Origin of the sequence: Acetobacterium bakii (genome assembly GCF_001263355.1) — a bacterium.
In the GTDB taxonomy this organism is placed as follows: domain Bacteria; phylum Bacillota; class Clostridia; order Eubacteriales; family Eubacteriaceae; genus Acetobacterium; species Acetobacterium bakii.
The window spans coordinates 1-14541 of the sequence record NZ_LGYO01000037.1 but is presented as its reverse complement, the minus strand read 5'-3'; the positions used below and the strand labels follow the sequence as shown (position 1 = coordinate 14541).

Annotated in this window: 10 protein-coding genes and 5 tRNA genes; 13 read left to right on the top strand and 2 right to left on the bottom strand. The window is 40.0% G+C overall.

Going from position 1 to position 14541, the window contains the following annotated elements:
* Positions 1-60 precede the first annotated feature (60 nt).
* The 5 genes from AKG39_RS14140 to AKG39_RS14120 all read left to right on the top strand — a co-directional run bounded on the left by AKG39_RS14140 (position 61) and on the right by AKG39_RS14120 (position 9718).
* A complete protein-coding gene (locus AKG39_RS14140) occupies positions 61-888 on the top strand; it encodes a phosphoenolpyruvate hydrolase family protein (RefSeq protein WP_050741055.1) in 828 nt (275 codons plus the stop codon).
* Positions 889-1032: 144 nt separating this feature from the next.
* Positions 1033-2553 carry an FGGY-family carbohydrate kinase gene (locus AKG39_RS14135; RefSeq protein WP_050741054.1) on the top strand — a complete coding sequence of 507 codons (1521 nt, stop codon included), beginning with the start codon at positions 1033-1035 and terminating at the stop codon, positions 2551-2553.
* A 49-nt stretch (positions 2554-2602) separates the two neighbouring features.
* Entirely contained in the window at positions 2603-6841 is a 4239-nt protein-coding gene (locus AKG39_RS14130; protein ID WP_050741053.1) for a 2-hydroxyacyl-CoA dehydratase, read from the top strand.
* Between the two features lie 418 nt (positions 6842-7259).
* A complete protein-coding gene (locus tag AKG39_RS14125; protein WP_050741052.1) occupies positions 7260-7964 on the top strand; it encodes a response regulator transcription factor in 705 nt (234 codons plus the stop codon).
* A gap of 2 nt (positions 7965-7966) precedes the next feature.
* Positions 7967-9718, top strand: coding sequence for a sensor histidine kinase (locus AKG39_RS14120; RefSeq protein ID WP_050741051.1), 1752 nt, complete (start codon positions 7967-7969; stop codon positions 9716-9718).
* On the opposite strand, the gene AKG39_RS14115 is transcribed toward AKG39_RS14120, so the two are convergent.
* Positions 9708-10235, bottom strand: coding sequence for a Gx transporter family protein (locus AKG39_RS14115; protein ID WP_050741050.1), 528 nt, complete (start codon positions 10233-10235; stop codon positions 9708-9710). The two genes, AKG39_RS14120 and AKG39_RS14115, sit on opposite strands and share 11 nt — an antisense overlap.
* Complete coding sequence (locus AKG39_RS14110; RefSeq protein WP_050741049.1) at positions 10235-10579, bottom strand: NusG domain II-containing protein; 345 nt, start codon at positions 10577-10579, stop codon at positions 10235-10237. The genes AKG39_RS14115 and AKG39_RS14110 overlap by 1 nt, the downstream gene beginning before the upstream one ends.
* 171 nt (positions 10580-10750) lie before the next feature.
* Between AKG39_RS14110 and AKG39_RS14105 the strand changes: the two genes are divergently transcribed.
* The 8 genes from AKG39_RS14105 to AKG39_RS14070 all read left to right on the top strand — a co-directional run bounded on the left by AKG39_RS14105 (position 10751) and on the right by AKG39_RS14070 (position 14475).
* Positions 10751-11815, top strand: a complete 1065-nt coding sequence (locus AKG39_RS14105) for an FAD:protein FMN transferase (RefSeq protein WP_050741048.1) — start codon at positions 10751-10753, stop codon at positions 11813-11815.
* 95 nt (positions 11816-11910) lie between these two features.
* On the top strand, positions 11911-13068 hold the full coding sequence (locus AKG39_RS14100) for a M20 metallopeptidase family protein (RefSeq protein ID WP_050741047.1): 1158 nt from the start codon (positions 11911-11913) through the stop codon (positions 13066-13068).
* Positions 13069-13086: 18 nt separating this feature from the next.
* Positions 13087-13830, top strand: coding sequence for a class I SAM-dependent DNA methyltransferase (locus AKG39_RS14095; protein WP_050741046.1), 744 nt, complete (start codon positions 13087-13089; stop codon positions 13828-13830).
* Positions 13831-13898: 68 nt separating this feature from the next.
* Positions 13899-13974, top strand: a tRNA-Val gene (locus AKG39_RS14090).
* A 13-nt stretch (positions 13975-13987) separates the two neighbouring features.
* A tRNA-Asp gene (locus AKG39_RS14085) sits at positions 13988-14064 on the top strand.
* Positions 14065-14236: 172 nt separating this feature from the next.
* Positions 14237-14312 (top strand) — tRNA-Phe (locus tag AKG39_RS14080).
* A 6-nt stretch (positions 14313-14318) separates the two neighbouring features.
* Positions 14319-14393 (top strand) — tRNA-Gly (locus tag AKG39_RS14075).
* A gap of 8 nt (positions 14394-14401) precedes the next feature.
* A tRNA-Cys gene (locus tag AKG39_RS14070) sits at positions 14402-14475 on the top strand.
* The last annotated feature ends 66 nt before the right edge of the window (positions 14476-14541 follow it).

Genomic DNA, 14541 nt, shown 5'->3' with positions numbered 1-14541 from the left:
GCAGCGAAGCTCACGGCAGTTCCGTAATTAATTATAAAATAAAAATTAAGGAGAAAAATAATGGCAATTAAAAGAGATGAAGTATTAAGGAGATTAAGAGAACAGGGCGAAAAAGGGATTTCTGTTGTCGGCGCCGGCGCCGGTACCGGGATTTCTGCAAAATGTGCAGAAGCCGGAGGGGTTGACCTAATTATTATTTATAATTCTGGGCGTTACCGTATGGCCGGACGGGGATCACTGGCAGGCTTATTGTCTTATGGCGATGCGAACGCCATTGTTATGGACATGGCCAGAGAAGTGGTTACCATTGTAAAGGACACCCCGGTTTTAGCAGGTGTGTGCGGCACTGACCCCTTTAGAGATATGGAAATGTTCTTAAAACAAGTTAAAGAGGCTGGATTTTCAGGGGTTCAGAACTTTCCAACCGTTGGCCTGATTGATGGAGTGTTCCGGCAAAATCTTGAAGAAACTAACATGGGCTACGATTTGGAAGTTGATATGATTAAAAAGGCACACGAGCTTGATTTAGTCACTACTCCTTATGTCTTTAATGTTGAAGAGGCCCAAAAAATGGCGAAGGCCGGGGCAGATGTTTTAGTGGCCCATATGGGTTTAACAACTAAGGGAAGCATTGGAGCATCCTCTGCCAAAACATTGGACGATTGCGTTAAGCTTACCCAGGAAATATGTGATGCCGGGAAAGCCGTTAATCCGGATATAATGGTTATTGTACACGGAGGACCGGTGGCAGAACCTGAAGATGCAAAATATGTGTTGGATCGAACCACCGGTGTTTGCGGCTTCTTCGGTGCATCAAGCATTGAACGCCTGCCAACGGAAATTGCCATTACAAAACAAGTAAAAGATTTTAAGAAAATCACAATTTAGTCTCAAATCTGTAAAATATTGCAATAAATTAAAGAAAAGCGTTATTTAAGGGGTAAAATCTTTTTTATAGTGCTTTTTTTTTTGCATATTTTCCAGTATTTGATATAATAGTCTAAAATCAACAAACAATTGGAGAACTGGGTCTTGGGAGAAAAAGTAATTGACAATATAGTAATAACCATTGACTGTGGAACAAAAGGAATTCGCGGAATTCTCTTTGATGACTATGGGAATGAATTGGGAAAAAGCGAAATAATCTATGATGGCTATTATTCGAAAAATCAGCATTGGAAAGAAGCTCCCCCATTAATGTTTTGGAACGGTCTCGTTGGGGTAATCCAGAAAATCAGGGAAAACTATCCAAAGCTTTTTAATAAAATCCAGGGAATGAACATAGCCTGTCAGCGTGATATTATTACGGTGGTGGATGAAACAGGCGAACCCCTCCGGGATTTTATCAGCTGGCTGGATCGAAGAACCCTGGAAAAACCACTTAAACATCCCTGGCCCTATGAGTTGTTATTTAAAGCCGTTGGTTTTAGCGATTTTGCAAAATCTTTCAGTGTAAATGCCCATGCCCATTGGATCAAGGTTTATGAGCCGGAAATTTGGGAAAAAGCCGATAAGCTGGTATTCCTTTCAACCTATCTATTAACTAAACTTACCGGAAAAATCATGGATAGCCGCTCAGCCACCACCGGACATGTTCCGTTTGACTACAAACGGAAAGAATGGTGCGGCCGCTACGATGTTAAATCGATAGTTCTTCAAATTGAACCGGAAAAACGTTATGAGTTGGTTGGATCCTGTGAAATTATTGGTCATTTAACGGCAAGCGCAGCAGCGCTAACCGGACTTCCGGTTGGGCTTCCGGTGGTTTCATCGGGAAGCGATAAAGGGTGCGAAACACTGGGCGTAGGAGCAATTACACCTAACACCGCCGGGGTTTCGCTGGGGACACAGGCAACCGTCCAGGTTACAACCACAAAATATGTGGAACTTTTTCCGTTTTATCCGGCTTTCCCGGCGGTCCAGGGAGACTCCTATAATCCGGAGATTACAATTTACCACGGGTTTTGGATGGTCGATTGGTATATTGACGAGTTCCTGGGACATCTGGATCCAGGTCTTATTTTTTCTTTGCTGGAGGATTACCTCATTGATACAAAAACAGGGGCAGACGGTTTAATCCACCAACCCTATTGGGGACGGGAAGCCTATCGTCCTGAAGCCCGGGGGTCTTTGGTTGGTTTCAGAGAGGGTCATAATAAAAAGCACATTTATCGAGCAATTATCGAAGGTTTGGGGTTTGGTTTACTGGAAGGTATTGAACGCATTGAATCAAAAACCAATACACCCATTGAATCCATCGGCCTTACGGGCGGTGGATCCCGGAGTGATGGCGTGGCCCAGATTATGGCGGATATATTCAACCGCCCGGTGCATCGGGTACAAACCAATGAAACTACAGGACTAGGCGGGGCTATGGCTACTTTTGTGGGTTTAGGCAGATTTCAAAGCGTTAAAGACGCAGGAGACTGTATGGTCAGGAAATCTAAAACATTTAAACCTGATGCCATACAGGCACAAAAATATACAGAAATTTATAATAAGATATATAAACGATTATACAGGCGTTTAAAGCCCTTGTATAAAAAGATATAGAATGAAAAATATTTTACTGACATGAACAGAGAAGAGGTCATAAAGCTCAATGAAAAATAATTTAAAAATGGGTATTGATATTGGTTCGACCACAATCAAGGTGGTGGTGATCAATAATAAAAACGAAATTATATATGAAGAATATCGGAGACATTTATCCAATATTAAAATAACAATCGTTAATTTGTTAAAAGAAACCTACGAAAAATTGGGTAATTTAAATTTAAGAGTATGTGTCACCGGATCCGGAGGTCTGATGATTTCCCAGTGGTTGAAAATTCCGTTTGTTCAGGAGGTTGTGGCAGGGACTTTGGCAGTTGAACGATGCATTCCTAAAACTGAGGTAGCCATTGAACTTGGGGGTGAAGATGCAAAAATCACTTTTTTCAAGGGCGCCATTGAACAACGGATGAATGGCACCTGTGCCGGTGGAACAGGTGCATTTATAGATCAAATGTCCACCCTTCTTAAAACCGATGCTCAGGGATTGAATGAACTGTCAAAAAATCATACCATGATTTATCCCATTGCTTCCCGGTGTGGTGTTTTTGCAAAGACGGACATTCAGCCACTCATTAATGATGGAGCTGAGAAATCCGATATTGCCGCATCCATTTTCCAGGCGGTGGTGAATCAAACCATCAGCGGGCTTGCCTGCGGACATCCCATTCGGGGAAATGTGGCCTTTCTGGGAGGACCACTTTACTTTTTGTCCGAGTTACGGGAACGGTTTATTGAAACGCTCAAATTAACCAAAGACCAAATTATTTTTCCGGATAAATCCAATCTTTTTGTGGCCATTGGAGCTGCCTACTCAGCTGAAAAGGAAGATTTTATTCTGATGGAGGATCTGGTGACCGCAGTCAGTGATTTGGATTCTGTTTTAGAAAATGAAGTGGGACATCTGGAACCCTTATTTAAAAATGAAGCTGAACTTGAAAAATTCAGGGAACGCCATAATAAAAACCAGGTAAAGAAGCGGGACCTCAATAATTATAGTGGGTGTTGCTTTTTAGGTGTTGATGTGGGCTCCACCACCACCAAGGCGGTGCTCATTAGCGAAGATGGGGAATTACTCTTCAGTTATTACGGCGGAAATGAAGGGAGCCCCCTAGCTCAATCCATTAAAATTTTAAAAGAAATTTATAAGATCTTACCCAATGATGTTTATATTGGAAAATCAACGGTTACCGGATACGGTGAAAGTTTGATTAAGAAAGCCCTAAAAGTGGATATTGGAGAAATCGAAACCATCGCCCACTATAAGGGTGCCCGTTATTTCAGACCTGAAGTTGATTTTATCCTGGATATCGGCGGCCAGGATATGAAATGCATGAAAATAAAAAATGGCACCATTGACAGTATTATTTTAAATGAAGCCTGTTCCTCAGGCTGCGGTTCCTTTTTAGAAACCTTTGCCAAATCCCTTGATTTAACCATGAAAGAATTTGTGGATTCCGCATTATTGGCAAAAAATCCTGTGGATCTGGGAACTCGTTGTACGGTCTTTATGAATTCCAAGGTTAAGCAAGCCCAGAAGGAAGGGGCTGAAGTTGGCGATATTTCAGCCGGCTTATCCTACTCGGTGATAAAAAATGCCCTTCAAAAGGTCATTAAAATCCATAATCCCCGGGAATTAGGGGAACACATCATTGTTCAGGGTGGTACCTTTAACAACCAGGCAGTGTTGCGCACCTTTGAAAAAATTACCGAAAAAGAAGTAATTCGTCCTGATATTGCGGGTTTAATGGGTGCTTTTGGGGCGGCTCTTGTTGCCCGTGAAAATCATGAACCCGGAGAACGCAGCGGGGTGTTGAGTCTGGATGCCCTGGATGATTTTGAAGTTAAAGTGGGTCATAAACGGTGCGGCGGTTGTAGTAACAATTGTCTGTTAACCATTAATCGATTCAACGATGGCAGCCGACACATTACCGGTAATCGATGCGAGATTGGGGAAGGCAGTCCCAAAAACAAACAGGGATTACCCAATCTCTATCAATATCGCTATCAGCGTGTTTTTAATTACGCGTCTCTACCCATTGAAAGCGCACCCCGGGGAGAAATTGGCATTCCCAGGGTTTTGAACTTATATGAAAATTATCCGTTTTGGCATACCTTTTTTACCAGCCTGGGATATCGGGTTGTGCTTTCCCCGGAGTCAAATCGCAAAATATATGAAAAAGGAATGGAAAGCATTCCCTCGGAATCTGTTTGCTATCCCGCAAAGCTGGCTCATGGTCACATTCAAAGCCTGCTTGATCAAGGCATCGAAACCATATTTTATCCCTGTATTCCTTATGAAGAACAGGAGTTCGAAAAGGTTGACAACTGGTACAACTGTCCCATTGTGGTTTCCTATCCTGAGACCATCAAGCATAATCAGGAGGATATTCAAAAGGAAAACATCACCTTTTTAAATCCGTTTATTCCCTTTGATAATAACAAACGATTGGAAGAACGGTTGTGTGAAGTATTTGATGTCTTTGGGATCACAAAAAAAGAAATTGCAGTTGCTGTGAAAGAAGCTCTAACTGAGAAAGATGTGTTCAGAGAAGATATCCAAAAAAAAGGTGAGGAAACCCTTGCCTATTTGAAAAAAACCGGACAAAAGGGAATTGTCTTAGCCGGGCGTCCTTACCATGTGGACCCAGAGGTAAACCATGGCCTGGATAATATTATTACCGGACTGGACATGGCAGTACTCACAGAAGATTCGATTGCTCATCTTTATGATAATAAAGAAGATGAACAGTTTCGGGTTCTTGACCAGTGGAAATATCACAGTCGTCTTTATAAGGCCGCCAATGTGGTTAATCAACACGATTTTCTGGAATTGGTCCAATTGACATCCTTCGGCTGCGGACTTGATGCGGTAACTTCAGAGCAAACCCAGGAAATTCTGGAAAGCAATGGAAATATTTACACCATGATTAAAATTGACGAGGTCAATAATCTCGGGGCGATTCGGATCCGTATCCGGTCGCTTAAGGCGGCCATGATAGAAAGAGAACGCAATCACATTGTTATCCCTCCAACAACCTTGCCACAGCGTGTGGTTTTCACCAAAGCCATGAAAAAGAAACATACCATTCTGGCACCTCAGATGTCGCCGATTCATTTTGACTTTATTCAGGAAGCTATGGAAAGTCACGGATTTAATCTGGAGATCATGCCCAGTGTTGATAATGCAGCCATCGAAGAGGGCCTGACCTATGTGAATAATGATGCCTGTTACCCAACCATCATTACCACCGGTCAGATTATGGCAGCCCTGAAATCAGGAAAATATGATTTGGATAATGTTTCGGTGCTGATGACCCAAACCGGGGGTCCCTGCCGGGCATCAAATTATGTTGCTTTTATTCGAAAAGCATTGGAATCAGCGGGCATGTCTCAGATTCCGGTTATTTCTCTGAGTGCAATTGGTCTGGAAAAAAACCCGGGTTTCAAATTAAAACTTCCATTGATTTCAAGATTGCTCATGGGGATTGTTTATGGAGATCTGCTACAGCGGGTAGTCAGCGCAACCCGGCCCTATGAACTGCATCCGGATTCAACTGAGGTTCTGTATCAGTACTGGCGAAAAAAAGTTAAAGAAAACATGAAGGATGGCAGTTTGCGTGTGTTCAAGCAAAATGTTCGGGAAATTGTAAAAGATTTTGATGAATTGCCCCGTAACAATAAAAAACTGCCAAAGGTGGCCATTGTCGGAGAGATTCTGGTGAAATACCATCCCACCGCCAATAACAACCTCCAAAAGGTTCTGGAAGATGAAGGCGCCGAGGTTATCATGCCGGATCTTATGGATTTCTTTTTATATTGCTGTTATAATCAGGTTTATAAATATGAAGAACTTTCGGGCCTCCGACGATCAATGAAAACGGCAAAACTGCTGATAAAATTTTTGGAGTTTGCACGAAAAAATATGAAAATTGCATTAAAAGAAAGCACTCACTTCCATGCCCCCTCAACCATTGAAAAAAAAGCTGCCAAGGCACAAGAACTCATTTCCCTTGGCAATCAAGGTGGTGAAGGCTGGTTTTTAACTGCGGAAATGATGGAACTCATTGAAGATGGAATTGAAAATATTGTTTGCGTACAGCCTTTTGCGTGCCTGCCAAATCATGTCATGGGAAAGGGTATGATTAAACCCATTCGCCAAAAGTATCCCATGTCAAATATTGCGCCCATTGATTATGATCCCGGGGCAAGCGAAGTCAATCAACTCAATCGCATAAAATTGATGATGGGGACTGCTAAGAAAAATTTGAACAAGAAAAACGAATAGTGAGTTAAATGCAAAAACAGTGCCGCGGGATTATCCGTGTCACTGTTTTTTGTTGATAAACCCATCCTGAATAATACTTTCAAGGCTAATATCCAAGGATTTCACAGATGCGAAGAATTTAAAATAAAAAGTACCCGTTTGGTTGAATGTCAAAATGGCTAAATTTGCATAAAAAAAGAACTGCTTCGAATAGAAACAGTTCTCTTTTTCTAAATGAAAAAGGGGAGTAATTCACTTAGGAATAAAGGATTATATGTGATAAGTTCATTATATGGAGTGTCGCAATAGAATACAATGATTATTTTACATATAACGTTTTCAGTTTTATGTAAAAGGATTACACTTAAATTCAAAAATTTACAAGGCCTTAACATGGAATATGTTATAATTTTATTCATAAGAAATAAAAGGAGATGCTATGAAAAAAATTCTTGTAATTGAAGATGAATTGAATATATATGAATTAATAAAGTATAATCTGGAAACCCATGGATTTGCTGTGGATGGCGTTCAGGATGGCGCATTGGCCATTGAAAAAATTTTAGCCTATAAGCCGAATCTAATCATTTTAGATCTCATGCTTCCCGGAAAAGATGGGATTGCGATCTGTAGGGAAGTGCGGACGAATCCGGACATTTCTTTTACTCCCATTATTATGCTTACAGCTAAAAGTGAGGAGTTTGATAAAGTTTTAGGCTTGGAAATTGGCGCTGATGATTATATGACAAAGCCCTTTGGAACCAAAGAACTATGTGCCAGGGTAAAAGCAGTTTTACGAAGAACAGAATTATTGGCATCAAAAGATGAAGATTCCATTAAGATCGGCGAACTTTACATTGAACCTAAGGCATTCGAAGTTTATCTTGATGGAAAAAAGCTTGCATTGACCTTAAAAGAATATGAATTACTGGTTTTTCTTGCAAGCCATCCGGGTCAGGTTTTAACCAGGGATCAGTTGCTGGATCAGATTTGGGGTTTTGATTATTATGGAGAAACAAGAACCGTGGATGTGCATATCCGGTATTTAAGAAAAAAAATTGAAGATCAATCCCTGCGTGGCCGAAAATTCATTGAAACAGTTCGCGGGGTTGGCTATCGATTTGTTGAAAAACTAGAGGACTAGCAATGAAAAAACGTCTTTCTATTGCATTCGTTATTATCATCATTATAAGCATTGTTTTCTGTGGTGTGTTTACAACCCTTAGTTATCGACAAAGCTATTTTGCAGATGCTGAGAGGAATCTCGAAAAAAACAGTCATTATATCATGAATTATTTGCTGCCGGCATTTATGGAGACTGGAAATTCAGAAAATTTAAGTAATTTTGCAGACAGTACAGAATTGCGTCTAACTGTGATAGATACTTCAGGGGAAGTTATTTACGAATCCGTACAAGGGTTGGATGCCATTGAAAATCATAAAAGTCGACCTGAGATTATTGGAGCTCTTGAAGGGAAACCCACCTCTGAGATTCGGTATTCAAAAACCATCAAAGATCAAATGATCTATTTTGCCGCCCCATACTACAATAACAACAATCTTGAGGCAGTGTTAAGAATTGCCTTGCCTCTCAATGCTATGGATGACGCCATGTTTCAAATGATCGAGAATCTTGTTTTTATTATCCTGGTTAGTATTTTAGCAACGATTCTGCTGGTGGCCTATTTTATTAATCGTGAACTGAAACCACTTGATGACGCATCCATCTTTGCGCGAAAAATTGCATCCGGTAAATATGGTGAAAAACTTACCATGATTCGGGAAGATAAAGTAGGAGAACTTGTTGAATCACTTAATCAGATGTCGTCTCAATTAAATGATTCTTTTACAGAAATGGATAAAAAAAATGATGAACTGACATCTATTTTATCAAGTATGAACCATGGCGTCATTGCAATTGATAATGAAAACCATATTATTCATCTTAATGAAGCGGCTCGGAAAGTTTTGAAAATACCTTTGAATCAGAAAGTTATTGGAAAAAACATATTGGAAATTTATCGAGAATCGTTTATTTTTGAATTGATGCTCCATCTGGAAAATGAAGAAAACCCAAAAATGAGTTTTGAATCCCGGATTAATGGCAATCAGTTTCTTAGAATCTATATTAATCGCATTGTTGAAAACAACAATATCGCAAAAGGACATATCATTGTTTTGGAAGATATAACATTTATTAAAAGCCTGGAAAAGATGCGGCGTGATTTTATAGCAAATGTATCCCATGAACTAAAGACCCCGATTACATCAATCAAAGGATTTATTGAAACCATCCAGGAAAATAATATTAAGGATGAAAAGACACTCAAACGTTTTTATGGGATTATTTCCGAAGAAAGCGATCGCCTCAGCCGACTGGTAAATGACATTCTGGTATTGTCCCATCTTGAAAACAAGGGCGGCCTTAATGAAAAGTCTGAATCACTTGATCTTAACCGTGAAATCAGTCAGATTTTTGATATTTTAAAACTGAGCGCCGAGGCAAAAGGCATGACTCTCAAACTAGATTCAAAGGAGCAGATCGTTCATACCTTTAATCCTGATGAGTTTCGCCAGATGATGATTAATCTTATTGATAATGCCATCAAATATTCGGAAATCAATCAAAGTGTTTTGGTAAAGATAAGCCAGGATAAAGAAGAAATTAAAATTGATGTGAAAGATCATGGTTATGGGATTCCGGAAAAGGATGTTTCCAGAATTTTTGAGCGTTTTTATCGAGTCGATAAAAGCCGTTCTAAAGAAAAAGGAGGCACCGGTTTGGGCCTCGCCATTGTAAAACACATCATATATAACAATCATGGCAGTATTGAAGTTAACAGTATTCCGGGAACGGGAACGGTGTTTACTGTCCACTTACCGAAAATTAGGGATTAAGACGCTTGAAAATGGTTGTTTTATTAAGCAGCCGCATGAGTTCTCGGGCAACAATACCAACAAAGAAACCGGTGGGAATGGCAATGAGCATTAAGAATGGAAAATAGTAGAGAACCAGGTTTGCATTTTGAAGGACAATTCCGGCAACCAGAAGCTGGCCAAGGTTGTGGGCAATGGCACCAAAAATGCTGATGAGGATAAGGGAATATCCCTCCTTGGCAAAGCGAAGCAGCAGTCCCATGATTAAGAGACTTAAGAGTCCACCACCTAAACTGTAGATAATCGAAAATAGTGTTCCAAACATAAAACCGGTTAAGAAAATGCGGGCAACAACAACCAATATGGTAAGGGGCCAGCCGATGGTAAGCAGAGATACCAGAGTGACAATATTGGGTAAGCCAATCTTCGCTCCTGGGACTGGAAGAGGCAATGGTATAAAGCTTTCAACATAGCTGAGAATAAGTGCCAAGGCAACGTAAAGACCAAGGATTACCAAACGATAGGATTTTGAATTCATTAGTTTTCACCGGTGATGATTTCAACAATTAATTTATGAGGCAGGCACACAATGGTTTCTCCTGGGTTTGATATGCTGTGGGTATGGACACAGATCTGTTCTGAACAATCAGATTCTAAAATTTTTGCCTGACCATTAGAAATTTCAAGGGTGTTGTATCCGGAGGCATCACTGAATGTTTCGGTACAATCGACTGAAAGCGGGAGAACTGCCACAACCTCGCCCTGATGACTTACACGCACTGAAAGCGGTTCTTCTGTGGCATTGAGACCATAGAAAAGTCCGATGCCGGCCAGGGCGATTGCCAATAGAATTATAATTGTGATTATTTCTTTTTTCTTCATTAAATGCCTCTTTAGATTGAATTTTAAGTTGATCACTTGAAATAACTTATGAAGATATTCTATATGATAAACGAAAGATGGTAAAGTCATTACCATCTTTTTTTGTGTTTTTTTTAAAAATTTGGTATAATATTAAAACTTAGAAAGAATTCCAAGAAGGTTGAGATTGTTATGAAAATAATAAAAAATAAAATTCGAACAATTAGTTTGATCCTGGCAATAAGTCTCGTTATGATGATATTTGCGGGATGTGATCAGGGAAAAACAGTGACAGAAAGTGATTTTCTGCTTGATACTTTTGTGAGTATTACCCTTTATGGCGAGTCAGATTCAACCTTATTGGAAAAACCGTTTGATAAAATCAGAGAACTCAATAGTAGTCTCACAGCTTTTGCATCCGGCAGTGAACTTGACTTGATTAAACAAAATGCCGGGGTTCAACCGGTGGCTGTTTCAGAGGATACCTTTCAGATTATTGAAAAAAGTATTAAGTATTCAAAGATTTCCTCTGGCTATTTTGATGTTACCACTGGTCCGCTTATTGATTTATGGAGCATTAATGCTCCGGAAGTCAAAGAAGCGCCACCTCTTGAATCCATCTTGAATGTTCGGGAAAAAATTGATTACACAAAAATTGTTTTAAATTCCTCGGATAACACGGTCTATTTAACAGATCCGGGGATGTCAATCAATCTCGGTGCCATCGCCAAGGGCTATATCGCAGACGTTGTAATGGAATCCCTTAGAGAAGAAGGCATAAAACATGCTCTTGTTAATTTAGGTGGGAATGTTTTAGTTATGGGAGGTAAAGCCGATAGCAGTGCTTATGGAGTTGGGGTTGAAGACCCAAGGAATCCCGGAGATGGATATCTGGGAGTCATTTCTTTAGAGGATGGATCCATTGTAACTTCTGGGGACTATCAACGTTATTTTACCGATGCCGCAGGACGACGCTATCACCATATTCTTGATCCTTTTACCGGATATCCTTCTGAATCAGGACTGATTCAGGTAACCGTTGTTGCCGAATCATCGGTCGATGCGGATTGTTTATCCACAACCCTTTTTCTTTTGGGGCTTGATAAGGGGCTGGATCTGGTTGAAAAGACGCCTGGTGTGGACGCGATTTTTATTACCAGTGATAATCAAATGATTGTAACCAAAGGCCTTAAAGATTCCTTTGTTTTTGATAAAGCAAACTATGGAACCACATATACACTGACAGTGGCGGAATAAATCCATGTGTATTGGATTGAATTTTGAGGATATTTCGGATATGATTAATATACATTCAAAATGGTTTTGTTGAATTAAAAAAAGGAAGGGAAAAAATGCAAAAGATAGAGTTGTTAAATACATATCTTGATGAGGCAATACGAATTCGCCAGGAGCTTCATCAAATTCCGGAAGAAGGACTTAATTTGCCCAAAACCAAGAAATATATTATTAACTATTTAGAAAATTTAGGTTATCAACCGGAAATGATTTGCAATGCCGGGATTAATTTGCATATTCAAGGAGAAGATAAAGATAATTCAATTGCATTCCGAGCTGATATGGATGCCCTATGCGTCACTGAAGAAACAGAGCATGGGTTTGCATCAATTTATCCGGGATGGATGCATGCCTGTGGTCATGATGGGCATATGACTATGAATTTACTATTGGCTAAATATCTGGCAGATCACCCCGAAGAAAAAAAAAGAAGTGTACTGCTGATTTTTCAAGCAGGAGAAGAAGGTCCGGGAGGGGCAGAGCCCATTGTTAAGACGGGTATTTTAAAAAAGTATGATGTCAAAGCTATTTTCGGATATCATCTCTTTCCCTTTATAAAGGAAGGCATGCTAAGCACAACCTCAGGACCCATGATGGGACAAAACAGTGGGTTTTATTTTACCGTCCATGGGAAAAGTGGACATGCTGCCCAACCGCAACGCAGTGTTGATGCTATAGTGGCAAGTGCATCTCTTATTACCGGAATTCAAAGCATTGTCAGCCGCAACGTCAACCCCATGAAAAGCGTCGTTATTGCCATTGGATTACTAAACGGGGGAACACGCATAAATGTGGTCGCAGAAGAAGTTAAAATAGGGGGAACCATGCGTTCCTTTAGTGAAGAAACCCATCTTATGCTACAAAACCGCATGGGAGAGGTAGCCAAAGGGGTTGAACTCATCCATGGCTGTACCATTGATTTGGAATTTGTGGATATGTATCCGTCAGTTATTAATGATGCATCACTCTATGATATTTATTTAAAGCTTTGTGAGCCCAAAGATCGAGTAGTTTTTCGAAAGGTCATGCTCGCAGAGGATTTTTCCTATTATCAAAAAGAAATTCCTGGGTTGTTTATCGGGATTGGAACCGGCAACGCCAGCAAAGGATTTGATGAAAATTTACACTCATCACGATTTGATTTTGATGAAAAGGTATTGATCAAAGGGCTGGAAATGTCACTGAAATTTATAAATTATAAAAAAAAATATTAATCCAGGAGGCTTCAATTTATGTACCAGGAATTTGCACAGGTTTATGATGAACTTATGAAAGAAATCGACTATTCTCAATGGTCCGAATACTTGCAACGGCTTTTTTTGAATGCGAATCGTGAAATAAAATCAGTTTTGGAATTTGGCTGCGGCACCGGAAATATCACCTGTAATTTGGCTAAAAAAGGCTTTGAGATGACTGCGGTTGATATATCCGAAGCAATGTTAACCATTGCTGATGAAAAAGCAGATGCAATGGATTTAAAGAACATTCAGTTTTATCTCGGAGACATGAGCAATTTCAAAATTGATAAAAATTATGATGCGGTGATCTCATGTTGTGACAGTGTTAATTACCTGCCAACTCTGGAAGCCATCCAGAGTTTTTTGGTTTGCAGCCATGATAGTTTAAAAAGCAAAGGATTGCTTTTATTTGACATAAATACCGTGACCAAATATAAAAAAACTATTATGGATAACACCTATGTTTATGATACTGACGACGTATTTTGTGTGTGGGAAAATGAACCGGATTTTACAAAAGGTGAAATGCATTTTAATCTGACATTTTTTTCTAAAAATCCCAATGAAACCTACAATCGATATGAGGAGACACAGACCCAATATATGTATACTATCGATGAAATTAATCGATGTTTATTAAACATTGGATTTCATAAAATCAAATTTTTCGATTTTGGATCCTACAACCCAGGCAGTAACGAAGGCGAGCGAATACAAATCATTGCAGAGAAAAAATAAGAAAACTTAAGAAAGTGATTGACAATTATACTTTCCTGCCGTATAATAACGCTTGTATCTTAAGTGATGGTCGCATAGCTCAGCTGGGAGAGCACCTGCCTTACAAGCAGGGGGTCATAGGTTCGAGCCCTATTGCGACCACCATTTTTTCTTAGGAGGCCTGGTAGTTCAGTTGGTTAGAATGCCAGCCTGTCACGCTGGAGGTCGAGGGTCCGAGTCCCTTCCAGGTCGCCATTTTTCACTAAAGAAAAAAAGATGCAAAACACACAATTGTTAATGAAAATATCTTTTGTTGCTCAGTCGCCAAGTAGAGAACCCAAATTTTTAATTTGGTGTGAATCACTTAGTTAGGCAAAGTGTGGGTAATTACAATCGGTTGAAGACAATAAAGAAATTATTATTTTATGCCCAAATAGCTCAGTCGGTAGAGCAGAGGACTGAAAATCCTCGTGTCGGTGGTTCAATTCCGCCTTTGGGCACCACCATCAGCGAAAGTAGCTCAGTGGTAGAGCATCGCCTTGCCAAGGCGAGGGTCGCGAGTTCAAATCTCGTCTTTCGCTCCAATTTATAAGGCGCCATAGCCAAGTGGTAAGGCACAGGTCTGCAACACCTTCATCCCCAGTTCAAATCTGGGTGGCGCCTCCAAAAAAACATAAAAACAAACTTTCAGAAACAACTTGACAACATCGGGAAATGACGATACAATATACA